This is a genomic window from Kitasatospora sp. NPDC056076 (genome assembly GCF_042266305.1).
Lineage (GTDB): Bacteria > Actinomycetota > Actinomycetes > Streptomycetales > Streptomycetaceae > Kitasatospora.
Genome location: NZ_JBHJWG010000017.1, coordinates 85,307 through 109,487, shown reverse-complemented (window position 1 = coordinate 109,487; position 24,181 = coordinate 85,307). Strand labels below are relative to the sequence as shown.

Annotated in this window: 19 protein-coding genes, 1 tRNA gene and 2 pseudogenes; 13 read left to right on the top strand and 9 right to left on the bottom strand. The window is 74.1% G+C overall.

Annotated features, from left to right (window positions below; translation table 11 throughout):
• Positions 1 to 762: 762 nt before the first annotated feature.
• Together ACFC1T_RS16785 and ACFC1T_RS16780 are read right to left on the bottom strand one after the other, a co-directional pair.
• Positions 763 to 835, bottom strand: a tRNA-Arg gene (locus ACFC1T_RS16785).
• A gap of 146 nt (positions 836 to 981) precedes the next feature.
• Positions 982 to 3,387 (bottom strand): D-alanyl-D-alanine carboxypeptidase family protein, encoded by a 2,406-nt coding sequence (locus ACFC1T_RS16780; protein WP_375889075.1) that lies wholly within the window; start codon positions 3,385 to 3,387, stop codon positions 982 to 984.
• A 297-nt stretch (positions 3,388 to 3,684) separates the two neighbouring features.
• On the opposite strand from ACFC1T_RS16780, the gene ACFC1T_RS16775 reads away from it, so the two are divergent.
• The 3 genes from ACFC1T_RS16775 (at position 3,685) to ACFC1T_RS16765 (ending at position 6,091) form a co-directional block, all read left to right on the top strand.
• A complete protein-coding gene (locus tag ACFC1T_RS16775; protein WP_375889073.1) occupies positions 3,685 to 4,437 on the top strand; it encodes a GPP34 family phosphoprotein in 753 nt (250 codons plus the stop codon).
• 584 nt (positions 4,438 to 5,021) lie between these two features.
• Positions 5,022 to 5,885: a helix-turn-helix domain-containing protein gene (locus tag ACFC1T_RS16770; protein ID WP_375889071.1), complete on the top strand. Its 864-nt coding sequence runs from the start codon at positions 5,022 to 5,024 to the stop codon at positions 5,883 to 5,885.
• Positions 5,882 to 6,091 (top strand): DUF397 domain-containing protein, encoded by a 210-nt coding sequence (locus ACFC1T_RS16765; protein WP_350505095.1) that lies wholly within the window; start codon positions 5,882 to 5,884, stop codon positions 6,089 to 6,091. Before ACFC1T_RS16770 ends, ACFC1T_RS16765 begins: the two co-directional genes overlap by 4 nt.
• A 173-nt stretch (positions 6,092 to 6,264) precedes the next feature.
• Here the strand turns inward: ACFC1T_RS16765 and ACFC1T_RS16760 are convergent, their stop codons facing one another.
• Positions 6,265 to 7,380 carry an ADP-ribosylglycohydrolase family protein gene (locus ACFC1T_RS16760; protein ID WP_375889069.1) on the bottom strand — a complete coding sequence of 372 codons (1,116 nt, stop codon included), beginning with the start codon at positions 7,378 to 7,380 and terminating at the stop codon, positions 6,265 to 6,267.
• A gap of 271 nt (positions 7,381 to 7,651) precedes the next feature.
• Complete coding sequence (locus ACFC1T_RS16755) at positions 7,652 to 10,258, bottom strand: bifunctional FO biosynthesis protein CofGH (RefSeq protein ID WP_375889066.1); 2,607 nt, start codon at positions 10,256 to 10,258, stop codon at positions 7,652 to 7,654.
• A 181-nt stretch (positions 10,259 to 10,439) separates the two neighbouring features.
• On the opposite strand from ACFC1T_RS16755, the gene ACFC1T_RS16750 reads away from it, so the two are divergent.
• The 3 genes from ACFC1T_RS16750 to ACFC1T_RS16740 are packed head-to-tail and all read left to right on the top strand — an operon-like array spanning position 10,440 to position 13,749.
• On the top strand, positions 10,440 to 11,765 hold the full coding sequence (locus ACFC1T_RS16750; protein ID WP_375889064.1) for an outer membrane lipoprotein carrier protein LolA: 1,326 nt from the start codon (positions 10,440 to 10,442) through the stop codon (positions 11,763 to 11,765).
• 3 nt (positions 11,766 to 11,768) lie between these two features.
• Positions 11,769 to 12,812, top strand: coding sequence for an ABC transporter ATP-binding protein (locus ACFC1T_RS16745; RefSeq protein WP_375889061.1), 1,044 nt, complete (start codon positions 11,769 to 11,771; stop codon positions 12,810 to 12,812).
• Positions 12,799 to 13,749: an ABC transporter permease gene (locus ACFC1T_RS16740; RefSeq protein ID WP_375889058.1), complete on the top strand. Its 951-nt coding sequence runs from the start codon at positions 12,799 to 12,801 to the stop codon at positions 13,747 to 13,749. Before ACFC1T_RS16745 ends, ACFC1T_RS16740 begins: the two co-directional genes overlap by 14 nt.
• On the opposite strand, the pseudogene rarD reads toward ACFC1T_RS16740, so the two are convergent.
• Both rarD and ACFC1T_RS16730 read right to left on the bottom strand, forming a co-directional pair.
• Positions 13,699 to 14,685 (bottom strand): annotated as a pseudogene (rarD, locus tag ACFC1T_RS16735) (EamA family transporter RarD); the annotation flags it as partial. The gene ACFC1T_RS16740 and the pseudogene rarD overlap by 51 nt on opposite strands.
• Before the next feature lie 202 nt (positions 14,686 to 14,887).
• Positions 14,888 to 15,775: an SDR family oxidoreductase gene (locus ACFC1T_RS16730; protein WP_375889056.1), complete on the bottom strand. Its 888-nt coding sequence runs from the start codon at positions 15,773 to 15,775 to the stop codon at positions 14,888 to 14,890.
• Positions 15,776 to 15,885: 110 nt separating this feature from the next.
• Here ACFC1T_RS16730 and ACFC1T_RS16725 point away from each other — a divergent pair, with 110 nt between their 5' ends.
• Positions 15,886 to 16,305: a winged helix-turn-helix transcriptional regulator gene (locus ACFC1T_RS16725; protein WP_375889053.1), complete on the top strand. Its 420-nt coding sequence runs from the start codon at positions 15,886 to 15,888 to the stop codon at positions 16,303 to 16,305.
• Here ACFC1T_RS16725 and ACFC1T_RS16720 read toward each other — a convergent pair.
• Complete coding sequence (locus ACFC1T_RS16720) at positions 16,292 to 17,089, bottom strand: TetR/AcrR family transcriptional regulator C-terminal domain-containing protein (RefSeq protein ID WP_375889051.1); 798 nt, start codon at positions 17,087 to 17,089, stop codon at positions 16,292 to 16,294. The two genes, ACFC1T_RS16725 and ACFC1T_RS16720, sit on opposite strands and share 14 nt — an antisense overlap.
• A gap of 42 nt (positions 17,090 to 17,131) precedes the next feature.
• On the opposite strand from ACFC1T_RS16720, the gene ACFC1T_RS16715 reads away from it, so the two are divergent.
• Positions 17,132 to 17,323, top strand: a complete 192-nt coding sequence (locus ACFC1T_RS16715) for a DUF6011 domain-containing protein (protein ID WP_375889049.1) — start codon at positions 17,132 to 17,134, stop codon at positions 17,321 to 17,323.
• A 21-nt stretch (positions 17,324 to 17,344) separates the two neighbouring features.
• Here the strand turns inward: ACFC1T_RS16715 and ACFC1T_RS16710 are convergent, their stop codons facing one another.
• Complete coding sequence (locus ACFC1T_RS16710) at positions 17,345 to 19,366, bottom strand: hypothetical protein (RefSeq protein ID WP_375889047.1); 2,022 nt, start codon at positions 19,364 to 19,366, stop codon at positions 17,345 to 17,347.
• A gap of 276 nt (positions 19,367 to 19,642) precedes the next feature.
• Here ACFC1T_RS16710 and ACFC1T_RS16705 point away from each other — a divergent pair, with 276 nt between their 5' ends.
• Complete coding sequence (locus tag ACFC1T_RS16705) at positions 19,643 to 20,359, top strand: chitinase (protein WP_375889044.1); 717 nt, start codon at positions 19,643 to 19,645, stop codon at positions 20,357 to 20,359.
• Between the two features lie 158 nt (positions 20,360 to 20,517).
• Positions 20,518 to 21,006: a hypothetical protein gene (locus tag ACFC1T_RS16700; RefSeq protein ID WP_375889041.1), complete on the top strand. Its 489-nt coding sequence runs from the start codon at positions 20,518 to 20,520 to the stop codon at positions 21,004 to 21,006.
• Between the two features lie 125 nt (positions 21,007 to 21,131).
• On the opposite strand, the gene ACFC1T_RS16695 is transcribed toward ACFC1T_RS16700, so the two are convergent.
• Positions 21,132 to 22,112, bottom strand: a complete 981-nt coding sequence (locus ACFC1T_RS16695; RefSeq protein WP_375889039.1) for an oxidoreductase — start codon at positions 22,110 to 22,112, stop codon at positions 21,132 to 21,134.
• A gap of 155 nt (positions 22,113 to 22,267) precedes the next feature.
• Here ACFC1T_RS16695 and ACFC1T_RS16690 point away from each other — a divergent pair.
• The 3 genes and pseudogenes from ACFC1T_RS16690 to ACFC1T_RS16680 all read left to right on the top strand — a co-directional run.
• Positions 22,268 to 22,639 (top strand): annotated as a pseudogene (locus ACFC1T_RS16690) (MerR family transcriptional regulator); the annotation flags it as partial.
• 99 nt (positions 22,640 to 22,738) lie between these two features.
• The gene (locus ACFC1T_RS16685) at positions 22,739 to 23,368 is read left to right on the top strand and encodes a GNAT family N-acetyltransferase (protein WP_375889207.1); all 630 of its coding nucleotides are present in this window, start codon (positions 22,739 to 22,741) and stop codon (positions 23,366 to 23,368) included.
• A gap of 92 nt (positions 23,369 to 23,460) precedes the next feature.
• Positions 23,461 to 24,177, top strand: a complete 717-nt coding sequence (locus ACFC1T_RS16680; RefSeq protein ID WP_375889037.1) for a DsbA family oxidoreductase — start codon at positions 23,461 to 23,463, stop codon at positions 24,175 to 24,177.
• Positions 24,178 to 24,181: the final 4 nt, after the last annotated feature.

Below are 24,181 nucleotides of genomic sequence, written 5' to 3'. Positions count from 1 at the left end.
AGTCTAGCCGCCACGACACTGGAAGCGCTTGAACTAGCAACTACCCGCGCGAACACTAGTGCGTGCGCACATTGACGCGTCCTTCCCCGAGTACTGAAAGGGGTGTCCCATGTCCTCTCGCACGTGGATCGCCCGCCGAGCGGCTGCCGTTCTGGCTGGCGCCGCCCTCACTGTCGGCGCCGCACTCGCCGTCGGTACTACCGCATCACCGGACCCGCGGCCGACCGTCGCGGACTCCAGCTGGGGCGGCATCGTTGCCCCGGACCCGACTCCCACCACCGTGTCGGCGGCCCCCATGACTGTCAACGACTCGTCGTGGGGTGGCTGAGGTAGCACACAGGCCCGGCCGGCGGCTGCTCTCCGACCGGCCGGGCCCCTGAACTCCCCTGCGGAGTGCCCGACGGAAACGGGCGCTACGGAGGGGGACCGTGAGGTCGTTGGAATCCTACTGACCTCACCATCGCGCGGGACCCGCCGCATGGCGGGACCGGGCGATCTGCCGGGGCAGGCCTGACCCCCCTCTACCCCGGCACGAAAGCGCCCCCATGTCACTACGGCGACTGGGGGCGCTTTCACGTTCACGTGGCCCTGGCCTGCGGGTTCACCATGATCGTTTGGGGGAAATTTAGGAGGAGACGTCGTGTGGCCGGACTGTAGCGAGACTGTCCGAGACTGTGGTGAAACTGCTGATCACCTCGACGGTGGGAGCGGCGAACACCTTCCCACCAGGGAAGATGCCGCCATTCCACCAGGTCAGTGCTGTGCCCCAGGCAGGATTCGAACCTGCGACACCGGCTTTAGGAGAGCCGTGCTCTATCCCCTGAGCTACTGAGGCGTGGCCGGTCGGTGACCAGGCCGTTCACAGCGTACCGGATCAGGGGTCGGCCGGGGGTGGCGGACCGGGAGGCGGGGGTGCCGGGGTCTGACGGGGGGACAGCGCGGGGGGAGCCGGGCGGGCCGGCTCCCCCCGCGCCGGGACGGTCAGAGCAGGCGCAGCAGGCGGGACTCGATGGACGGCGGGTTCAGGTCGCTCTGGAGGGCCACCCGGACCTCCGTCCGGCTGTCGCCCGCGCCCACGCGCAGCGTGCCGACCTCCTTGCCCGCCTTCTCGTTGTGGCCCAGGGCGGACGGGTCCAGGGTCACGGTGCCGGTGACGCCCGGGAAGCCGGGCACCACGAGGTCGTTGGTGGCGACGACCGAGACCTTGCCGCCGAGGCCGTCGTCCACGCTGGCGACCACGTCGCCCTTCTTCACCACGGTCTGGCCGGTCAGCCCGTTCTGGGCGGCCTGAATCTGCTTGCCGCTGACCTTGAGCACGGTCGGCAGGATGCCGTCACCGGGGTTCGGGCTGGTGGCCTGCTGGCCCAGGGTGACGCCGAGGATCAGCCGCTTCACGCCGCCGATCTCCTTGTAGGCGGCCCACATCAGGCAGCCGCCGGCCGGGGTGCTGGAACCGGTCTTGACGCCGATGACGCCGGTCTTCGGGTTGATCAGGTTGTTGGTGTTGGAGATCTTCACGTTGTTGAACGTGGTGTCCGGGGTGGAGACGATCTGCCGGAAGATGTCGTCCTGCATGACCTGCTCGGCCAGCTTGAGCTGGTCCTTCGCGGTGGACTTGGTGTCCGCGTTGTAGCCCGCCGGGTCGGCGTAGGTGGTGTTGGTCATGCCGAACTTGGCCGCGGTGTCGTTCATCTGCTTGACGAACGCGTCCTCGGAGCCGGAGTGGAAGCGGGCGAGCAGCCGGGCCACGTTGTTGGCGGACGGCAGCATCAGCAGTTCCAGCGCCTGGTACTCGGTGAGCTCCTGGTTCTCGACGAGCGTCACGCGGGACTCGTCGGCGTTGCCGGACTCCTGAGCGGCCTGCTTGTCCACCTTGATCTTGGGGCCGCTCTCCCCCTTCTTGAGCGGGAACTTCTGCAGGATCAGATAGGCGTTCATCACCTTGGTGACGCTGGCGATCGAGGCCGGCGCCTCCTGGCCCGAGGTGCCCAGGCTTCCGACGCCGACCACCTCGGCGGCGGACTGGCCCTTGGCCGGCCAGGCGAGGTCCAACTGGTCGCCGGCGAAGCTGAAACTGCCCGCGGTCGTCATCCGCAGCTTCGGGTCCGGCAGCGGGCGCAGCAGCTGGCCCACCACGAGCACGCCGAGCACCACGGCCAGGAAGGCCGTCCAGATGGTGACCCGCTTGAGCGCGCGGCGCAGCGGCGAGACCGGGCGGGCGTTGAGGGTGGCGAGCACCTCCATCGCCTCGGCGGTGTTCTCCGGCGAGGGCTGGGGCTGGGGCTGGGGCTCCGGAGTCGGCCGGGGCTCCGGCCGCGGCGGCACCTGCTGGGAGGGCAGCGGCTCGGGCCGGGGCAGCGGCGGGACGGGCGGCACCGGCCGCCGGTCCGGCTCGGGCAGCGGTGTCGGCGCGGGGGCGGGGGTGGGGGCCGGCTTCGGGGCCGGCCGGGGCAGCGGTTCGGGGGCCGGGTCCGGCTCCGGCAGCGGAGCGGGCTCCGGGGGCTCGGGGACGCTGCCGGCGGCGGGCGGCGCCGCCGGGGCCGCGGGGGTGCGGAGCGGGGCGGGCTTCTCCAGCTTCTCGGACCGGCCCGACTGCCCCGCCCCGCCCGAGCGCTGACCGGGCTGCCCGTTCCCGGTCAGTGCGACGGGCGCGGTGGCGTCGGGAGTCTCGGAGGTCTCGGAGGTCTCGGAAGCTCCGGGGGTCTCGGGTGCGTCGGCCTTCTCCGGCTTCTCGGCCTCTGCCGGCTTCTCGGCCTTCGCCGCCTCATCGGGCCCGTCGGCTTCGTCGGCCTCGTCGGCTTCGTTCACCGTGCCGGCCTCGTCGGCCTTGCCGGCCTTGCCGACCGGCTCCGCCGCCGCGGTGGTCCGGATGGCGAGACGCGGGTCGGCGACGGGCGTCCGCTCGGCGCTCCCCTTCTCACCGTCGGTCTCCGGCGCGTCCTTCTCCTTCTGCGCGCCGCCGCCGGAAACGCCCTCGTCCGCGCGCTTGCGCAGCTCTTCCGGCAGGCGCAGCGCGGTGGTCCGGTTGTCCACCGGCAGCCGCAGGGCGGTGGTGCGGTCGTCCGTCGGCAGCCGCAGCATGGTCGTCCGACTGTCCACATCCCGGACACGGAGCTCCACCGTCGGGCCACCCTTGGTGCCCGCCTTCGGCCCGTCCACGGAGGAGTCGGCCGAGGTGCCGGCGGCGGTGTCGGCAGCGGTGTCGGCGACGGGCGAGGCGTCAGCGGACGCGTCGGCGGCGGCCTCGGTCGAGGCGTCGGCCGAGGACCGGACGGCCCCGGCTGACGCCCCGGCAGCCGCCGCACCCTCCCGTTCGCCCTTCCGTTCGCGCTCGCGGTCCCGCTCCCGCTCGCCGTCCCTCAGCACCCTGTCGGGGGACTCGCCCACGTATCCCAGCCTCCTCAACGCCCGGCGGGGCACCGGCAGACCCGATTTCGGGAAGCCGACGCCCCGCCCCGTGTACCTGTACAGTCTCCGCCACCAACGGCCGTCCGGCCGCGCACACCCCGCCCGACCGGGGCTTATTGCCGCCGCACGGCCGCAACGCGGTCTGTTCAAGGGTCAGACGCCGGGCCCGAGGCCGCCGGTTCCGCGCCTTCACCGCAAGGTCACGATTCGGAGGCGTACTCGACAAGCCCGTGTGAGAGGCGTCACCCTGTCTCTCATCCACGCGGGGAGGCTTGGATGGGCAAGAGCCGCAGAACTGTTCCCGAGGAACTCTTGCTGCTCGCTTTGGACCCGACCACGGGTACCACGGCGCAGCCGCAGACCCTCGACCTCGGACTCGCCGGGGCCCAGCTCGTCGAGCTGTCCCTGGCCGGACGGATCGTACCGGAGGGTGACCGGATCGCCGTCGTGCTCGCACGACCGACCGGTGACCCGACCCTCGACCACGCACTGGAACTGCTGCGCCGACGCGGCAGTCCGGTCCGCGCGGCGCACTGGATCGGCGGGCCCCGGCTGGGGCTGCGGCAGACGTACCTGGCGCACCTGGAGCGCTGCGGCATGGTCACGGCCGTGCCGGGGCAGGTGTGCGGGGTGCTGCCGACGACCCGGTACCAGGCGTCCGACGACTGCACCAACGCCGCGATCAAGCAGCGGCTGGACACCGCGATCCGCACCGGCGTGCCGCCGGACCCGCGGACGGCCGCGCTGGCGGCCCTCGCCCACTCGGTGGGGCTGGGCAAGCACCTGTACCCGGGCAACGAGGGCCGGTCCTCACGGTCGCGGCTGCGCGACCTGATCCGGTACGACCCGTTGGGCGGGATGGTCGCGCATGCCGTGATGGACGTGCAGAACGGTCTGCCGGCGCAGCAGAACCGTTCATCCCAGGGCCCTGGGGCCGGTTCCGGGGCCGCTTCCGGTCGCTCCGGTGCCCGTGCCACGGGCCGGTCCCCGGGCGGGCGGGTCCCCGCGCCGCGGGTCGGGGTGCGCTGACCCGGGCCGCCGGACCCGTACCGGGCGACGACCCGGGCGGCACGTCCGACGACCCTGACGACGCCCCGGACGACGGCACATCCGGCGGCACATCCGACGGCACGTCCGACGGAAGGTCCGAGGGAACGCCCGGCAGCGCGCGGCGCACCGTTCGCGCCCCTCGGCGGCGCTGAACGACCTTTCGCACTTCTCCGCACCACCAGGACGACCGGTTCCACCGGCACCACCGGCACCACCGGAGGCATCGGGAACACCGGAAGCACGAGAAGCACCAGGAGCACAGAGGGGCGGTCGCCCCGCGACGCAAGTCGCCCGGCGACCGCCCCTCTGCCGTTCCCGCAGGCCCGTGGGGGCCCACCGCAACTACCGGTTCGAGTCGCCGAGCCGCATTACCACCTGGGGGCTTCCGCTGTCTCACAGACGCGCTTTTCCGATGATCTGTTCTACCGCGCTGCTGTGATTCCCCGGCGCCGACCTGGCCCAAGGTGACATGCTGCTCCAAGTCAGGGGGGTTGGTCCCAATGTCCGAAGTGTTCCGAGGGCTGCCGTTCCAACGATCACCAGAGGTTCGGCCGGAGGTCGACGTGTCCGCGAACATCAATCCCACCGTGCGCCGCCGACGCCTCGGCTCCGAGCTGCGCAAACTCCGCGAGGGCCTGGGGATGACGGCGGAGGAGGTGGCCGGCCGCCTGATGGTCTCCCAGTCGAAGATCAGCCGCCTGGAGAACGGCCGCCGCAGCATCAGCCAGCGCGACGTGCGCGACCTCTGCGACGTGTACAACGTGGCCGACGAGCAGATGCGCGGCAGCCTGATGGAGATGGCCAAGGAGTCCCGCCAGCGCGGCTGGTGGCACGACTTCAACGACATGCCGACCCCGTACAGCGTCTACATCGGGCTGGAGGCCGAGGCCTCCTCGATCCGCGCCTACGAGTCCTCCTTCATCCCCGGCCTGTTGCAGACCGAGCAGTACGCGCAGGCGGTGGTCGAGGGCACCCAGCCGGACACCGACGCGATCGCGGTGCAGCGCCGGGTCCAGGTGCGGATGAAGCGCCAGGAGCGCGTCCACGGCGAGAACCAGCTCGGCAGCCTGTGGACCGTCATAGACGAGGCGGCGCTGCGCCGCGAGGTCGGCAGTCGCGAGATCATGGCCCGCCAGCTGCGGCAGATGCTGGAGCTGAGCCTGCGCCCGAACATCACCATCCAGGTGATCCCGTTCTCGCACGGCGCCCACCCCGGTATGACCGGGACATTCTCCCTGCTGGAGTTCCCGGAGTCAGCCGATTCCACGGTTGTCTACTTCGAAGGTGTGACGAGCGATCTCTACCTGGAGAAGGAGACCGATGTGCGCCGCTATACCGGTCTGTACGACTACCTGAGAGCGGCCGCACTCGGTGTCGCGGAGAGCCGGTCGCTGATAGCCGACATCGAAAAGGGATACCACGAATGAGCACCCCCGCCGAGCACGGAACCCGTTGGCGCAAGAGCAGTCACAGCGGAGGCCAGGGCGCCTGCGTGGAGATCGCCGGACCGGCCGCGGGAGCGGTCGCGGTCCGGGACTCCAAGGACCCGGCCGGTCCGCAGCTGCGCTTCTCCACCCAGGCCTGGAACGCCTTCGCGTCCGCTGCGGCGGCGGGGGCCTTCGGCGAGGTCTGAACGGGATCCGTGCTCGGCCCAGTTGCCCGTAGCGCTGTGCGTCGCCCCGAGCGGCGGCGGTCGGCGCTACGGGCAACTGCCGTTCCGGGGGCCGTGCTTCACGAAGGCGCCCTTCACGAAGGCGCCCTGCACCAACGCGCCCTTCACGAAGGCGTCGGCCGGAGCGCCGCCGTTCAGTGCGCCACCGGGTAGCGGACCGCCCAGTCGGCCCCCTCCGGGCTCTGCCGGTCGTGCAGTTCGGTGCCGTGCATCAGCTCCAGGGCGAAGTCGTCGGCGAGTTCGAGGATCGCGCCGCGCCCCTCCAGCCCGGCCACCAGGCCCGGCGGCAGCGCGGTGTCGCCGTGCAGCACCCCGAGCAGGTTGCCGCATATCGAACCGGTGGAGTCGCTGTCCCCGGAGTGGTTGACGGCCAGCAGCAGGCCCGAGCGGACGTCGTGGGCGACCAGCGCGCAGTAGACCCCGATGGCCAGCGCCTCCTCGGCGACCCAGCCCTCCCCCAGGGCCTCGACCCGCTCGGCGGACGGCTCGCCGGCCCGGACCGCGTCCAGTGCGGCGCGCAGCGCGGCGGTGGTCTCCTCGTGCGCGTGCCGCTCGGAGAGCAGGGCCAGTGCCAGGTGCACGCCCTCCTCCAGGGTGCCGCCGCGGGCGACGGCCTGGACGATCACCGCGAAGGCGCCCGCCGCGAGGTAGCCGGTGGGGTGGCCGTGGGTGAGCACCGAGCACTCCACCGCGAGTTGGAACACCAGGCCCGGCTCCCAGGTGGTGAGCAGCCCGAAGGGCGCCGCCCGCACCACCGTGCCGCAGCCCTTGGAGTGCGGGTTCTTGGGCCGGTCCAGGGTGCCGAGGCGCTCGCCGTCCGGGCCGGTGAGGCCGGTCAGGCAGCCCTGGCCGGGGGCGCGCTGGGCGTACAGCCACTCCTCGCGGCCGAGCCAGCCGAGGTCGGGGCGGCGCTCGTCCGGGCCCCAGTCGCGCTGGGTGGCGGCCCAGCGCAGGTAGGCCAGGTGCAGGTCGGTGGGCGGGTGCCAGCTGCCGGTGTCGCGCCGGATGTGGGCGCGGATCAGGCCGTCCACGGTGAACAGGCTGAGCTGGGTGTCGTCGGTGACGGCGCCGGTGCGCCCGTAGGCGGGGAGGTAGCCGGTGACGCCCTGCGGGCCGTGCTGGGCCCGGATCTTCTCCAGGTGCTCGAACTCGACGCCGGCGCCGAGCGCGTCACCGATGGCACCGCCGAGCAGGCAGCCGCGCACCCGGCTGCGGAAGTCCTGCTGCTGGGCTCGTGACCACAGTGGCATCACGACGGGGCGCCTTTCGTCGGGGTCGGGGGCCGCGTGCGACACCACGGCCGCCGACGCGCCCTGGCACTGTACTTCGAAGGTTCGAACGGAAGGACGGCGTCCCACGGAGTCCGCCGCCCCTGCCCGGCCCCCGCCCCGCCACTGCCCGGCCGCCGCCGGTACGGTCCCTACCCGCACGGCCCCTGCCCCGCCCGGTCCCCCGACCGTACGGTCCCGCCCGGCCGCCGCCCGTACGGCGGCCGGGGTTCGGGGTTCCCGGCGCCCGGCCTCAGTCCAGGACCGGCAGCAGCTCCGGCAGGTGCCCGTCCGAGGCGAGCGCCGCCGCCCGCCGCTCGGCGGGCACCTCGCCGTAGAGGGTGGTGCGCTGGCGGTGCGGGCGGCCGGCGGCCTCGGCGATCGCCTGGAGGTCGCGCACCGACTTGTAGCTGCCGTACGCCGAGCCGGCCATCCGCGAGATGGTCTCCTCCATCAGCGTGCCGCCGAGGTCGTTGGCACCGGAGCGGAGCATCTCGGCCGCGCCCTCGGCGCCCAGCTTGACCCAGCTGGTCTGGATGTTGGGGATGTGCGGGTGCAGCAGCAGCCGGGCCATCGCGACCACGGCGCGGTTGTCCCGGGCGGTCGGGCCGGGGCGGGCGATGCCGGCCAGGTAGACCGGGGCGTTGGTGTGGATGAACGGGAGGGTGACGAACTCGGTGAAGCCGCCACCGCTGTTGGATTCGAGCGAGCGTTGCTGGATCTCGGCGAGCAGCCGCAGGTGCCCGAGCCAGTGCGCGGGGGTGTCCACGTGCCCGTACATCATGGTGGACGAGGAGCGGATGCCCAGCTCGTGCGCGGTGCTGACCACCTCGACCCAGGTCGCGGCCGGCAGCTTGCCCTTGGTGAGCACCCAGCGGACCTCGTCGTCGAGGATCTCGGCGGCGGTGCCGGGGATGGTGTCCAGGCCGGACTCCTTGGCCCGCTGCAGCCAGTCGCGGATCGACAGGCCCGTCCTGGTGGCCCCGTTGACCACCTCCATCGGGGAGAAGGCGTGCACGTGGATGCCGGGGACCCGCTCCTTCACCGCGCGGGCGATGTCGAAGTAGGCGGTGCCGGGCAGGTCCGGGTGGATGCCGCCCTGCATGCACACCTCGGTGGCGCCCACCTCCCAGGCCTGGGCGGCCCGTTCGGCGACCTGTTCCAGGGAGAGGGTGTAGGCGTCGGCGTCGGTGCGGCGCTGGGCGAAGGCGCAGAAGCGGCAGCCGGTGTAGCAGACGTTGGTGAAGTTGATGTTCCGGGTGACGCAGTAGGTGACCTCCTCGCCGACCGCCGCCTTGCGGACGTCGTCGGCGATCCGGCACAGGGCGTCCAGGGCCGGGCCGTCGGCGTGGAAGAGCGCCAGCGCGTGGTCGTCGGTGAGCTTCGTCGGGTCGTCGGCGGCCACCGCCAGCGCCTCGCGCAGGTCCCCGGCGAGGCGCTCGGGCGCGCCCTTGGCCAGCACCTGCTCGCGCAGCACCTCCCAGTCGCCGTACACGTCCTCGAAGTCGGCCCGGCGGTCGCCGGTGCGGCCCTCGGTGTCGACGGCGGTGTGCAGGTCGGTCCGGCCGTACGACTCCGGCAGGTCCTCGGGCTCCTGCCAGGGGCGACCCAGGACGGCCGCGTCCGGGTTGGCCAGGCCGGTGGCCGGGTCGGCCAGGGCACGGACGTGCGGCAGCACCCGCGGGTCCAGCCAGGGTTCGCCGCGCAGCACGTACTCGGGGTAGACGGCGAGGCGCTCGCGCAGTTCGAAGCCGGCCGCGGCGGAGCGCTCGGCGAGGCGGTCGATCTGCGGCCAGGGGCGCTCGGGGTTGACGTGGTCCGGGGTGAGCGGGGAGACGCCGCCCCAGTCGTCGATGCCCGCGGCGATCAGCCGCTCGTACTCGCCGTCGACCAGGTTCGGCGGCGCCTGGAGGCAGGCGGTCGGGCCGAGCAGGTGCCGGGCGACGGCCACCGTGGCGACCAGTTCGTCCAGTTCGGCGTCGGGCATGCCGCGCATCGCGGTGTCCGGCTTGGCCCGGAAGTTCTGCAGGATCAGTTCCTGGACGCCGTGGTAGGCCCGGGAGACCTTGCGCAGCGCGAACAGCCCCTCGGCGCGCTCCTGGTGGGTCTCGCCGATGCCGATCAGCAGGCCGCTGGTGAAGGGGACGGAGCTGCGGCCCGCGTCCTCCAGCACCCGCAGCCGGACGGCGGGTTCCTTGTCCGGGGAGCCGAAGTGCGGGCCGCCGGGCTCGCTCCACAGCCGGGTGGCGGTGGTCTCCAGCATCATGCCCATCGAGGCGGAGACGGGCTTGAGGCGCTGGAAGTCCGTCCAGCTCAGCACCCCGGGGTTGAGGTGCGGCAGCAGGCCGGTCTCCTCCAGGATCCGGATGGACATGGCCCGGACGTAGGCGATGGTGTCGTCGTAGCCGTGCGCGTCCAGCCACTCGCGGGCCTCGGGCCAGCGGTCCTCGGGCTTGTCGCCGAGGGTGATCAGGGCTTCCTTGCACCCGAGTTCGGCTCCGCGCCGGGCCACCTCCAGCACCTCGTCCGGGGACATGAACATCCCGTGCCCGGCCCGGCGCAGCTTGCCGGGGACGGTGGCGAAGGTGCAGTAGTGGCACTTGTCGCGGCAGAGCCGGGTGAGCGGGATGAACACGCTCTTGGAGTAGGTGATGACGCCGGGACGGCCGGCCGCCTCCAGGCCGGCGTCGCGCACCCGGGCGGCGCTCGCGCACAGGTCGCGCAGGTCCTCGCCTCTGGCCTGGAGCAGGACGGCGGCCTCGGTCGGGTCGAGGGCCACGCCGTCCCGGGCGCGGCGCAGGGCGCGCCGCATGGCGTTCGCGGTCGGAGGGTTGCTTGCGTCCGTTGCGGTTCCGTCCATGGCGCGACCCTACGCCAGGGTGGTACGACGGGATGACCCAACCCTGAGGCCGTCTCAGGGTCGGCGTACCCGCCAGGTTCACCTCGAAGTGCCCCTGCAGGGCGATGACGTGGCGGCGGTACCGGCCTCTAATGGAGGTGCAGGGCCAATCGCACGGGTTCGTAGAGGAGTTGAGGACGCCATGACCAATGGAACGGCGGGGGAAGACCGTTCGGACGGCGGGGTGCCGTACCGCTCACGGCGGCGCACCCTGGTGCGGGTCGGGGTGCCGGTGGCGGTGGTCGCGGCGATCGCCGCCGGGGTCGGGCTGGTGCCGGCGCTGGCCGCCGACTCGCCACCGGACCTGCCGCAGCTGTCCGCCGAGCAGGTGGTGGCCAAGGTGCTCGGCTCGGACGCCCAGACCCTGTCCGGGACGGTCTCCGTCTCCACCGACCTCGGGGTGCCCAGCCAGCTGCTGGGCGCGGCCGCGGGCGGCCTCGGCGCGGCGGCCGGACACGGCGGCGGGAGCGACGGGGGCGGCGCGGGCGCGGACCCGCAGGCCAAGCTGCTCGGCCTGCTCGGCGGTGACCGGACGCTGCGGGTCGCGGTGGACGGCCCGGACCGTCAGCGGGTCGACCTGATGGAGAACATGGCCGGCTACACCCTGGTCCGCAACGGCGACCAGAGCTGGGCCTGGGACAGCTCGACCAACACCGCCCTGCACCTGACCGGGCGTCCGGGCGGGCACGCCGGTCCCGCCGATCACGCCGATCCCGCCGGGAAGCCGAAGGGCCCGCTCACCGGGGTGCCGACCACCCCGCAGGAGGCCGCGAAGCAGTTCCTGACCGGGAGCGCCGGCACCACTTCCGTCACCGTCGACGGAACGGCCGACGTGGCCGGGCAGAAGGCCTACCGGCTGAGCGTCAAGCCGACCCAGGCCGGCTCGACGATCTCCGAGGTCCGGATCTCGGTGGCGGCCGACAACGGGGTGCCGCTCGCGGTGGTGGTGAAGTCCACCGACGGCTCCACCGTGCTGGACGTGCACTTCACCGACGTGTCCTTCGCCAAGCCCGCCGCCAAGACCTTCGACTTCACCGTGCCCAAGGGCGCCAAGGTGACGGAGCAGAAGGCGGACGCGGCGGCCGAGGGCGCGCACGGCTCCCGCGACCAGGGTGCCCAGGGCGCCGCCGGCGGGCAGGGCGCGGCGGGCGAGCGGGCCAAGGGCCACGACGGCGTGAACGTGATCGGCGAGGGCTGGACGGCCGTGGTCTCCACCCAGCTGCCCAGCAGCACCGGGGCGCCCTTCGGCGGCCCGCAGAGCGACGGCAAGCAGGGCGACGGCAAGCAGGGCAAGCACCAGAGCCGGTCGATGAACCCCCAGGCGCTGGTGAAGTCGCTCGGCAAGCCGGTCGGCGGCGGCACCCTGATCAGCACCAAGGTCGTCAACGTCCTGCTCGCCGACGACGGCCGGGTCTTCGCCGGTGCGGTGACCCTGCCGGTCCTCCAGCACGCTGCCGGGGTGAACTGACGGATGACCGAGGCTCCCGTAACGGGGGACGTTACGGAGTCGGCCGGGGGTCCGGGCGCCGCGTCGCGTCCGGCCCCCGTTCCTTCCGCTCCCGAGGCCCCCCGTACCGACGACGTGATCAGGACCCGCGGCCTGACCAAGCGCTTCCGCGGCGGCCAACTCGCCGTCGACGGCTTGGACCTGGCCGTGCCGCGCGGCTCCGTGTTCGGCTTCCTCGGCCCCAACGGCTCCGGCAAGACCACCACCATCCGGATGCTGATGGGCCTGATCGCCCCCACCTCCGGCACGGCCACCGTGCTCGGCGAGTCGATGCCGCAGTCCGTCGCCACCGTGCTGCCCCGGGTGGGCGCGCTGATCGAGGGCCCGGCGCTGTACGGCTTCCTCTCCGGCCGGGACAACCTGGTCCGCTTCGACGCCGCCGACCCGACCGCCGACCCGCGCACCCGCCGGCAGCGGGTCGGGACGGCGCTGGAGCGGGTCGGCCTGAGCGCCGCCGCCGGGAAGAAGGCCCGCGCCTACTCGCTCGGCATGAAGCAGCGGCTGGGCCTGGCCGCTGCGCTGCTGCAGCCGCGCGAGCTGCTGGTGCTGGACGAGCCGACCAACGGGCTGGACCCGCAGGGCATGCGGGAGATCCGGGCGCTGGTGCGGGAGGTCGCGGCGGAGGGCACCACGGTGTTCCTCTCCTCGCACCTGCTGGACGAGATCGAGCAGGTCTGCACCCACGCGGCCGTGATGTCCCGGGGCCGGCTGGTCGTCCAGGGCACCGTGGCCGAGCTGGCCGCCCGGGCCCAGGGCCGGCTGGTGGTCCGCACCCCCGACGTGGCGCAGGCCGCCGAGGTGCTGGCCGCCCACCAGGTGGGCGCGCTGGTGCCCGGCGAGGGTCGGGTCGACGGCGAGCTGGGCGCGAGCGGCGACGAGGCGCTGCCCAAGCTGTGCGCGGCGCTGGTGGAGGCCGGGGTCCGGGTGCACGGGTTCGGGCTGGAGCGGGGCACGTTGGAGGACGCCTTCGTGGCGCTGACCGGGGAGGGCTTCGATGTCGCGGGCTGAGGCTTCGGCGGGCGGGACGGCGACGGCCGGAGCCGCCACGGGCGGAGCGGCCGCGGGCGGGACGACGGCGGACGGGACGGTGCTGGTGGCCGGGCGGCGGCCGCAGACCGCGTCCGGGTTCCTGGCGCTGTTCCGCAACGAACTGCACCTGACCTTCCGCCGGATGCGCACCAAGGTGCTGCTGGGCATCCTGGCGGCGCTGCCGGTCCTGATCGGGGTGATCGTCAAGCTCAACACCGACAGTCCGCACGGCGGTGGCGGCGGCGCGCCGAGCTTCATCGCGCAGACCACCCAGAACGGCCTGTTCCTGGTGTTCACCGCGCTGGCGGTGGCCCTGCCGGTCTTCCTGCCGATGACGGTCGGCGTGGTCGCCGGGGACTCGGTGGCGGGCGAGGCGGCCACCGGGACGCTGCGCTACCTGCTGGTCGCCCCCGCCGGGCGGACCAGGCTGCTGGCCGCCAAGTTCACCGCCGGGCTGGTGTTCTGCCTGGCCGCCACCGCGGCGGTCGCGGTGACGGCGCTGGCCGCCGGCGCCGCCCTGTTCCCGCTCGGCGAGGTCACCCTGATCTCCGGGGACACCATCGGCTTCGGCGACGCCCTGCTGCGGGCGGTGCTGGTGGCCGGGGTGGTCGCCGCCTCGCTGGCCGGGCTGGTGGCGATCGGGCTGTTCGTCTCCACCCTCACCGGCAGCGGCATCGCGGCGATGGCCGCGACCGTCGGGCTGGTGATCACGGTGCAGATCCTGGACGCCTTCCCGCAGCTGGACGCGGTCCGGCCGTTCCTGTTCACCCACTACTGGACGAGCTTCTCGGACCTGCTGCGCGAGCCGATGTACTGGGACGGCGTGTGGAAGGACCTCGGCCTCCAGGCCGCCTACGTCGCCGTGTTCGGCTCGGCGGCCTGGGCCCGGTTCACCAGCCGCGACATCAGCGCCTGACGGGTTCCTTCGCCGCCCCCGCCCCGCGCGGTCCGCCCGCACCTGGCGCAGCGCGTCCCAGGTGAGCAGCGCGAGGGCGGCCCACACCAGGGCGAAGCCGGCCCAGCGCGCGGGCGGCATCGACTCGTGGAAGACCGCGACGCCGATCAGGAACTGGAACACCGGCGCCAGGTACTGCAGCAGGCCGAGCACCGTCAGCGGCACCCGGACGGCGGCCGCGCCGAAGAACAGCAGCGGGATCGCGGTGATCACCCCGCTGACCACCAGCAGCGCGGAGTGCCCCCAGCCGTACGAGCCGGCCACCGTGTGCCCGAAGGTGCCGCGCCCGCTGACCTCCAGGTAGACGAGGTAGCCGAGGGCGAAGGGGAACATGAAGGCGCTCTCCGCGGCCAGGCTCTCCAGCCCGCTCAGCCCGACCTGCTTCTTCACCAGGCCGTAGGTGGCGAAGGAGAGCGCCAGGGTGAGCGCGACCCAGGGCAGCTGCCCGTAGGCGGCGGTGAGCACCGCGACGGCGGCGGCGCCGATGCCGACGGCCGTCCACTGCACCGTGCGCAGCCGTTCCTTGAGCACCAGGACGCCGAAGCCGATGGTGACCAGGGGGTTGATGAAGTAGCCGAGGCTGGTCTCCACCACGTGGCCGTTGTTGACGGCCCAGATGTAGACGCCCCAGTTGACGGAGATCACGGTGGCCGCGCCGGCCAGCATGGCGAGCCGGCGGGGCTGGCGCAGCAGCGGGCGTATCCAGCTCCAGTGCCGCTGGGCGACCAGCATCAGCACCACCGCGACCAGCGACCAGACCATCCGGTTGGCGAGGATGTCGTCGGCGGCGCCGGGCTCCAGCAGCGGCCAGAACAGGGGGAAGATCCCCCAGATCCCGTAGGCCGCCGTGCCGTACCAGAGGCCTCGGCCGCTGTCCTGCTGGGTCGTCTGTGGCATGGCCGAGTGCCCTCCCGCGCGCGCGAATATCGATGCGACGGTAGCGGGCGGGAGGGCGGACTGTCATCTCCGTTTCCGGATTTTGGTCATGACATTGCTTGCATGCTGGACGGCTCCGGCGTCCGCGCCGGTCGGACTCCGGCGTCCGCGCCGTGTCCTCGCCGGTCAGGGGCCCTTCGGGCGCCCGTGTCAGGCGCCCGTGTCAGGCGCCGGTCGACCGGGCGGCCAGCGCCTCGCGGACGGACTGCGCCAGCGGGGCGGTCGGGCGGCCGATCAGCCGGGCCAGGTCGCCCGGGGTGCCGGCCAGCTCGCCGCGCGCGATGCCCGCGTCCACGTCGACCAGCGCCTCGGCGAAGCCCTGCGGCAGGCCCGCGCCGACCAGGACCTCCAGGTGCTCGGCCGGGGTGACGTCGCGGTGCGCGACCGGCTTGCCGGAGGCCTGCGCCAGCTCGGCGGCCAGCTCGGGCAGGCTCCAGGCGGTGTCGCCGCTCAGCTCGTACACCCGGCCCCGGTCGCCCTCGCCGTCGCCGCCACCCGCGCCGTCGCCCAGCAGCACCGCGACCGCCGCGTCGGCGTAGTCCCGGCGCGGGGCGGTGGCCACCCGGCCGTCCCCGGCACTGCCGAGCACCACGCCGCGCTCGACCGTGCCGGCCGCGTCGCCCAGGTAGTTCTCGGTGTACCAGCCGTTGCGCAGGAAGGCGTACGGCAGGCCGGAGGCGAGGACCAGCTCCTCGGTGGCCCGGTGCTCGTCGGCCAGCCGGAAGGTGGCCGCGGCCGGGATGCTGGTGTAGGCGAGCAGGGCGACCCCGGCCGCCCGCGCGGCCTCGACCACGGCCCGGTGCTGCGGGATCCGGCGGCCGACCTCGCTGCCCGAGATCAGCAGCACCCGGTCCCCGGCGGCGAAGGCGCCGGCCAGGCTCTCCGGCCGGTCGTAGTCGACCACCCGGACGTCGACGCCGCGCGCGGCCAGGTCGGCCGCCTTCCCGGCGGAGCGGACGGCGACCGCCACCTCGCCCGCGGGGACCCGGGCCAGCAGGCCCTCGACGACGAGGCGGCCGAGCTGGCCGGTGGCTCCGGTGACGACGTACATGGGGTGCTCCTCTGGATGGTGTCCGACCTCGAATGGCCGCTGGCCTCGACACTCACCCTAGAGCTGGCACTAACCTTTCGAAAGTACGCACTTCGAAGTAGGGTACTGACATGAAGGTAAGCACCCTGCGCATGGTGGGCGGAGCACCGGTCGACGCGGTGCCGCCCCCGGCGAACGTCTTCGACCGGATGTGCCCGTCCCGGGGCGTGCTGGAGCACGTCACCAGCCGCTGGGGCGTGCTCGTCCTCGGCGCGCTGCGCGAGCGCGGCTACCGGTTCAGCGAACTGCGGCGGCAGGTCTCGGGGGTCAGCGAGAAGATGCTCGCCCAGACCCTCCAGACGCTGGAGCGGGACGGCTTCGTGCTGCGCGAGGCGCACGCGGTGATCCCGCCCAGGGTCGACTACAGCCTCACCCCGCTCGGCCGGGAGGCGGCGGAGCTGGTCGCGGCGCTCGCCCACTGGTCGGAGCAGCGGGTGGGCGCCGTGGTCGCGGCGCGCGAGGAGTACGACGGGCGGGCTACCGCTCCCTGATCAGGGCCTCCAGCCCGTCCAGCACCCGGGCCAGGCCGAAGGCGTACGCGTGGTCCGGGTCGTACGCGCCGCCGTGCGCCTCGCCCGCCGCGGCGCCGACCCGGGCGGCCACCGGGTGGCGCTCGGGGTCGAAGACCCGGGCCAGCAGCTCGGCGTTGGCCTGCCACCACTGGGCGTCGGTCATCGCGCTGTCCTGCTGGGCGGCCCGCTCGTCGGCGGCCATCCGGGCGCAGGTCTGGACGAAGCCGAGCAGGTGGGTCAGCGCGGCGTCCAGCTCGACGTCGGGCAGGCCGGTGCCCTCCAGGGCGCGCAGCTCGTACTCGTACTTGGCCATCAGGCCGGGGCCCAGCGGCGGGCGGCTGGTGGAGACGGCGGCGACCCACGGGTGGGCGCGGAACAGCGCCCGGTTGTCGTCCGCGACGGCGGTGGCCCGGGCCCGCCAGCCCGCGTCCGCCGGGGCGCTGCGGGGCACGGCGGCGTAGACGGTGTCGAGCATCAGGTCGAGCAGCTCGGCCTTGCCCGGCACGTAGGTGTAGAGGGCCATCGGGGACAGCCCCAGCTCCTGGGCGACCCGGCGCATGGTGACGGCCTCCACGCCCTCGGCGTCGGCCAGGGCGACGGCGGCGGCGGCGATCTCGCCGGTCGACCGGGCCTGCCGGGGGCCGCGGCGGCCCGGCTTCTCCTCGGCGGTGAGCCCCCAGAGCAGGGCGAGGGTGCGCGCCGGGTCTCCGGCGCCGCTGCGGTCGGCACCGCTGCGGTCGGCGCTGCTGCGGTCGGTGGCCATGCGGAGGATCCTCCCACGGGAGGCGGCGGCTACCGTCTCCCCATGACCAGCACTGAGCCGCTTCCCGGCACGGACACCGCCCAGGTCCTCCGCCCCCGGGTCACCTGTCGGCGCTGCCACCGGCCGCTGCACGACCCGGAGTCGCGGATGCTCCGGCTGGGGCCGGAGTGCCGGGACCCGGCGGAGCGGGTCGCCCGGTTCGAGGTGGACCAGGAGACCCTGCCGGGCGTGTAGGGCGGGGTTCGAGGACGGGCCCTACGGTCGGCCGAAGAGGCGGCGGAGCAGGCCGGGGCGGGACCGGCCCGGCTCGGCCGGCCGCTGTCGCCGCCGCTGCGGGGGTTCGGGCACCGCCGGGCCGGGCGCGTCGGCGCCCCCGGGTTCCTCGGCCCCCTTCGCGTCCTCGGCGGCCGCGCTGTCGCCGCCGTCCCGGCCGTCGTCGCCGTTCCGGGCGTCCTCGCCGTCCCGGGCGTCCTGGGCCTCGGCCGCCGCCAGCAGTCGCCGGGCGAGCTCGCGGTCGGACCGCTCCACCCACGGCGCGGCCAGCACCAGGGCGCAGTACGAGCGCAGGATCGTCACCACCCGGCTGCGGCTCGCCCGGGCGCTGTAGTGCAGCCGCTGCCGCAGCAGTGCGGCGACGTCGGCGCGGGCGGCGGGGTGGGTCCAGCCGATCGCGACCAGGGCGAACCCGGCCGCCTCGACCACCCAGTCCTCCGGGCCGAGCAGCAGGTCGCGCAGCACCCGGCGGCGTTCGGAGCCCTCCCAGGGCTGGTCGGTGCGGTGGTGGGCGATGCCGAGGCAGGCGAAGGCCTGGACGGCGCGCACCCACAGCTCGGGCTGGTGGGCGAGCAGCGCGCGGCCGAGGTCGTCCTCGCGCGGCAGCGGCGGGTGGACCAGGACGCCGAGCAGCTCGTCCAGCGGGAGCCCGGCCAGCCGGACGGCGTGGTCGTAGGCGGCGGGGACGGTCGGCCAGACGATCTCGGCGGTGGCGCGCACGAGGTCGGCGCTCGCCGGGGCGGGCGCGGCGACGGCCGGGCGCGGGTCGGTGCCGTCCCAGGCCCAGATCCGGGTGGTGGGCTCGGTCAGCGGCAGCCGGGGGTCGGGCTCGCCGACGGAGCGGTAGGACACCGTGGAGCGCGGCAGGGCGAGGTGCACGGCCAGCACCGAGCTGGGCGGCTCGACGGCGGAGGCGGTGCAGTCGACCTCGGTGTCGCGTCCGGCGCCGGACGAACCGAGCACCTGGTGCAGTACGTTGACGGTCGCCTCGGTGGTGCCGGTGACCATCCCGAGCCAGGACTCCCGGTGGCTGAGCCGCTCCAGCAGGTCCTGGGCGTACGCGTGGTCGGGGTGGTCCCGGTGGTGGTCGGCGAGGGCGAGCAGGTGGACCGCCTCGCCGTCGACGGCGTGCCGCAGGCCGTACAGGGCGGGGCCGGCCTTGGGGTGCCCGGGTTCGGCGGCGAGGACGCGCTCCAGCCAGGGCATGCCCTCGGCGGGCCGGCCGAGGGCGCCGTACAGCTCGGCGACGTCCACGGCGAGGTAGCCGCTGGAGTTGCCCTCGGCCGGTGCGACCCGGGCCAGTTCGGCCTCCCAGACGGCGAGCGCGTGCTCGGGGCGGCCGTCGGCGCGCAGGGCGTTGCCGAGCATCACGGCGGGCAGGTAGTCGGGGGCCAGCCGGTGGGCCCGCTCGGCGAGTTCGACGGCGCGGGTGGTGGCGCCGAAGCGGCGGGTCAGGCCGGAGGCCATCGCGAGCAGCAGCGGGTGGTCGGGGTGGCGGTCCACCACGGCCCGCAGGAAGCGCTCGAAGGGCCTGACCGCGTCGGCGAGTTCGGTGGGCAGCGGGTCCGGCAGCGCTCCGGCGGCGCGGGCCACTGCCTGGGCGACGGCGTCCGGGTCGACCAGGGTGGGCAGGTCCTCGCGGGCGAGCCACGCGGTGTGGGCCCAGGGGCGGGCCGGCTCGTACTGGATCGCCGAGGCGAGCAGGCCGACGGCGGTGTCCCAGTCCCCGGCGGCGGCCTCCACGTGGGCGCGGCAGACGACCGTGCCCAGGTAGACCTCGCCGTCCAGCGGGAACAGCTCGCGGGCCGCGGCCGGGCCGCCGGTGGCAGCGCACAACTCGGCCAGGGCCTCGTGCAGTTCGGGCAGCTGGGGGTCGGCGAGGATGGCGTCGGCGAGGTGGTCGGCGGCGTGGTCGAGGTCGCCGGAGTCGATCGCCAGCCGGGCGACGGCCACCTCGCCCTCGGCCGCCAGCCGTTCGTCGCCGTCGTCGTCGGTGTGCGCCATGCCCTGTCCCCCGGTCGCGGTCGCGCGGTGTTCGCTGGTTCCTCGGTCCTCGTGCGCGGACGAGGTTATCCGGTGCGTATGACTGGCCGATGATCACCCCGCGACGGGCACGGCGGACAACTGCCCCGCCCGTGACGACCCTTCTGATACGACCCTTACGAGTGGTTTAGACCTGAGAAGGGCTCAGGTAGGGGTTGGCGGCCAGCACGATGGCTCCGGTGCTTCGAGAGCGAAGCACCTTGCGCACCCCATCCCTGACGAGCCTGACGAGGAACGATGAAGCTCTCCCGCACCCTCTCCGCACTCGCCGCAGCCGCCGTGCTGAGCACCCTCGCCCTGACCGGACCGGTCGCCACACCGGCCTCCGCGGCGTCCTTCGTGGTCAGCGAGGCCCAGTTCAACAAGATGTTCCCGAACCGGAACTCCTTCTACACGTACAAGGGCCTCACCGACGCCCTGGGCGCCTACCCGAAGTTCGCCACCAGCGGCGACGACGCCACCCGCAAGCGCGAGGCCGCCGCCTTCCTGGCCAACGTCAGCCACGAGACCGGCGGGCTGCGCTACGTCGTCGAGCAGAACACCGCCAACTACAGCCACTACTGCGACACCAGCCAGCCCTACGGCTGTCCGGCCGGGAAGTCCGCCTACTACGGGCGCGGGCCGCTGCAGATCAGCTGGAACTTCAACTACAAGGCCGCGGGCGACGCCCTGGGCATCGACCTGCTGCACGACCCGTACAAGGTCGAGAAGGACCCGGCCGTCGCCTGGAAGACCGGCCTCTGGTTCTGGGACACCCAGAAGGGCGCCGGGACCGTGACCCCGCACAACGCGATCGTCAACAACCGCGGCTTCGGCGAGACCATCCGCAGCATCAACGGCGACCTGGAGTGCAACGGCAAGAACCCGGACGAGCGCAACGACCGGATCAACCTGTTCAAGCAGTTCGTCGGCGTGCTCGGCACCAGCGTCGGCGGCGGCAACATCTCCTGCTGACCCGCGCCGCCCGACGGCCCGACGGCCCGACGGGCCCGTCCGTGGAACGGGAAGTCGACCTGGCCGACTTCCCGTTCCGGGCGTCAGCCGATCGAGTGAACGGTGTCAGTGGCGTCTGCTGGACTGCCCCCAGACAACGAGACGAGGGGGCGGCCTGGATGGGCGTGCTGACGGACTACTTCCGCGCACCTGACGCGGAGACGGTGGTGCGGGCGTTGGCGGCGGCCGACGGCTCGTTGGCCGCCGTCCGACCGGACTTCGACGTGGTCGAGGCCAAGCGGATCGACCCGGGCGTCGTGCTGGGGCAGCTCGTCGCGGCGATCCTGGCGCAGCCGTGGCGGGTCGACCTGGTGGAGGACACGCCGATCTGGCCGACCGCTCCGCAACCCGGCCCGGACGGGCCCTGGGACGAGGACGACCCGTGGGCGACCGGCCCGTGGGCGTTCGAGCTCGGTGACGCCGCCCGGGACGCGCTCGCCGAGGTCCGCGACGACCGGATACCGGAGGCCGTCCGGCAGTGGGCCGAGGCGGAGGAGTGGGGCGGGGCGGATCCGACGGATCTGCTCCCGCCGGCCGGGGAGCTGATCGCCCTCGCCCGCCGGGCGCGGGCGGCGGGCGAACGGCTGTACTGCTGGGTCTGCCTGTAGCAGGCGCCTCGGCGTGTCCGGCCGGGCTCGGCGGGCTCAACAGCTCAGCAGGCTCGACGGGCTCAGCGAGCTCAGCAGGCTCGACGGGCTCAGCGAGCTCAGCGGGCTCGACGGGCTCAGCGAGCTCAGCGGGCTCGACCACGGGTGATCGGGGCGGCTCCGGTCGCGGCGAGGGAGACGTCCCAGAGGCGGGCCGCCGAACCGGGGTCGAGGGCGTACGCGCGGACGCCGCCGTCGTCCATCGCATCACCGGGGGCGGCGACGCGGGCGACCTCGCAGTCCTCCAGGTAGAGCCCGCCCCGGCCGTCGAGGAGGGGGGAGGTCGCCGCCCACAGGCCGGTGGCGGCGCCCTGGGAGGGGGACTTGAAGTCCGCCCCGACGACCGCGCCCCGCTCGTCCACCCAGCCGCGCTCGACCTGCTCCCGGAGCGTCAGCTCCCGCTGGAGGCCGGTGATGATCTTGCCGGGGTGCAGCGCGAAGGCCCGGACGCCGTCCGCCCGCCCGAGCACGTCGAGGTGCGCGGCGAACAGCACGTTGGCGGTCTTGGACTGGCCGTACGCGAGCCACTTGTCGTACCCGTCGTGGAAGTGCGGGTCGTGCCAGCGGATGTCGGTCAGGGCGTGCCCGGCCGAGCTGTTGACGACCACCCGGGCCCCGCGCGCCGCGAGCAACGGGTGGAGCGCGCGGGCGAGCGCGAAGTGCCCGAGGTGGTTGGCGGCCAACTGCCCCTCCCAGCCCGGCCCGACGCGCCGCTCCGGGGTGGCCATCACCCCGGCGACGGCGAACAGCAGGTCGACGTGCCGGGCGGCCCCGGCGATCAGCTCGGCGGCGGCGCGCACGCTGTCGAGGTCGGTGAGGTCCGCCGGCAGGACCTCGCAGCCGTCGAGGTGGCGCAGCGCGTCACGGGCGGGCTCCGGCCGGCGGGCCGGGACGATCACCCGGGCGCCGGCCGCGCTCAGGGCCCGTACGGTCTCCAGGCCGAGGCCGGAGGCGCCGCCGGTCACGACGGCGGTCCGGCCGGAGAGGTCGAGGCCGGCCGTGACGGCCTCGGCGGTGCTGGTGGCGGAGAAGGGCGAGCCGAGCGGCTGCTGGTCATCGGTGGTCATGGCGAGGACGGTAGGAGCTGGAGTGCGGTCCAGTTCAAGTCCGTCGCCTCCGAACTAGGCTGGGCGGCATGGCGGATGACGGGGGCAGGAGCGGCGACGGCGGCGGCGACGGGGACGGGGACGGGGACGGCGGGGCGGTGCTGGGCATCGGCGAGGTGGCGGAGCGGACCGGGCTCAGCGTGGACGCCCTGCGCTTCTACGAGCGCGAGCGCCTGCTGGTCGAGCCGGTCCGGCGCAGCGCGGGCGGCCGCCGGCGCTACAGCGCCTTCGACGTGGAGTGGCTGCGGATCTGCGTCAAGCTGCGCGAGTCCGGCATGCCGCTCGCCGAGCTGCGGCACTTCGCCGAGCTGGTGCGCCGGGGCCCGGGCAACGAGGCCGAGCGGCTGCGCCTGCTCGACGCCCACCAGCGGCGCGTCGACGAGCGGATCCGGGTGTTGGAGGAGTGCCGCTCGGTGATCGCCTGGAAGACCGCCGTCTACGCCGAGCACCTGGCGCGCGGCGAGGCCACCGGCCTCTGGGACCCGACCGTCCGCCCGGGCCGCCCGCCCGCACCCGGAGCCCCGGGGCCGCTGGGAGCCCCAGAGGCACCGGGGACCCCGGGGCCGCCGGAGGCGCCGGAAGAACCGGTGGAGCCGGAACGCTGGACGGCGGGGGATCCCGCATCGGCCTCCGCACCCGAACGGCAGGACGGTAGGACTGTGGCAACGACGAACGCTCCGATCGAGTGGGCCGGCGACCGGGTGTCGTTCCGGCCCGCCACCCCGGCCGACACCGGCGAGGTGCTGGAGGTGCTGGACGAGGCGGCCGGCTGGCTGGGCGGTCGCGGCATCCGCCAGTGGCCGGACCGCTTCCCGCCCACCTGGGTGGCCGCGGCGATCGAACGCGGCGAGACCTGGCTGGTGGACGTCGGCGACAAGACCGCCGGAACGGTCACCCTGGACTGGGCCGACGACCTGTGGGCGGACGTCGGCGGCACGGCCGGCTACGTGCACCGGCTCGCCGTCCGCCGGTCGGCCCGCGGCCTGGGCGGGGTGATCCTCGCCTGGGCCGAGGACCGCGCCCGCGAACGCGGCGCGGCCGCGCTGCGCCTGGACTGCGTCTCCCACAACCGCTCACTGCGCGACTACTACGAGCGCCGCGGTTTCACCCACCGCGGCGACGCCCGGTGGCTCGGCCTGCCGGGGCAGCGGCGGGAGGACGTCCCGGTCCTGTGGATGAGCCGCTACGAGCGGGCGGTCGCCGACCCCCGGACCTGAATATTTCAGAACGAGAAATATTCAGGTCCAGGAGCACGTTCCCCCGGGTATCGACGCGGGACAGGCCTGCGCGACGAAAGGAGTGCGGCGCCGTGCGCGTGGAGATCTGGAGCGACATCAACTGCCCGTGGTGCTACATCGGCAAGGCCCGGTTCGAACGGGCCCTGGCGGCGTTCCCGCACCGCGAGGAGGTGGAGGTCGTCCACCGCTCCTTCGAGCTGGACCCCGACGCGCCGAGCGCGGCCCGCCCGCTCATCCCGCTGCTCGCCGCCAAGTACGGGCTGAGCCTGGAGCAGGCCGAGGCCGCCGAGGCCCGGATCGCCGAGAACGCGCGCGGCGAGGGCCTGCCGTACCTGGACGAGGGCCGGGACGCCGCGAACTCCTTCGACATGCACCGGCTGCTGCACTTCGCCGCCGAGCACGGCCGGCAGGCCGAACTGCTGGACGCGCTGTACCGGGCCAACTTCGCCGAGGAGCGCTCCGCCTTCGACCCCGGGCGGCTGGTCGAGCTGGCCGTCGGGGCCGGGCTGGACGGCGAGGCCGCGGCCGCCGTGCTGGCCGACCCGGAGGCCTACGCCGACGCCGTGCGCGAGGACGAGGCGACGGCGAGCGCGATGGGGGCGACGGGCGTGCCGTTCTTCGTCCTCGACCGGCGGCTCGGGGTGTCCGGCGCCCAGCCCGCCGAGACCTTCACCATGGCGCTGGAGCAGGCCTGGGAGAGCCGGGTGCCGGCTCCGCTGGTCCAGGTCGGCGCGTCCGGCGACGCCGAGGCCTGCGGGCCGGACGGCTGCGAGCTGCCCCCGCGTTGATCCT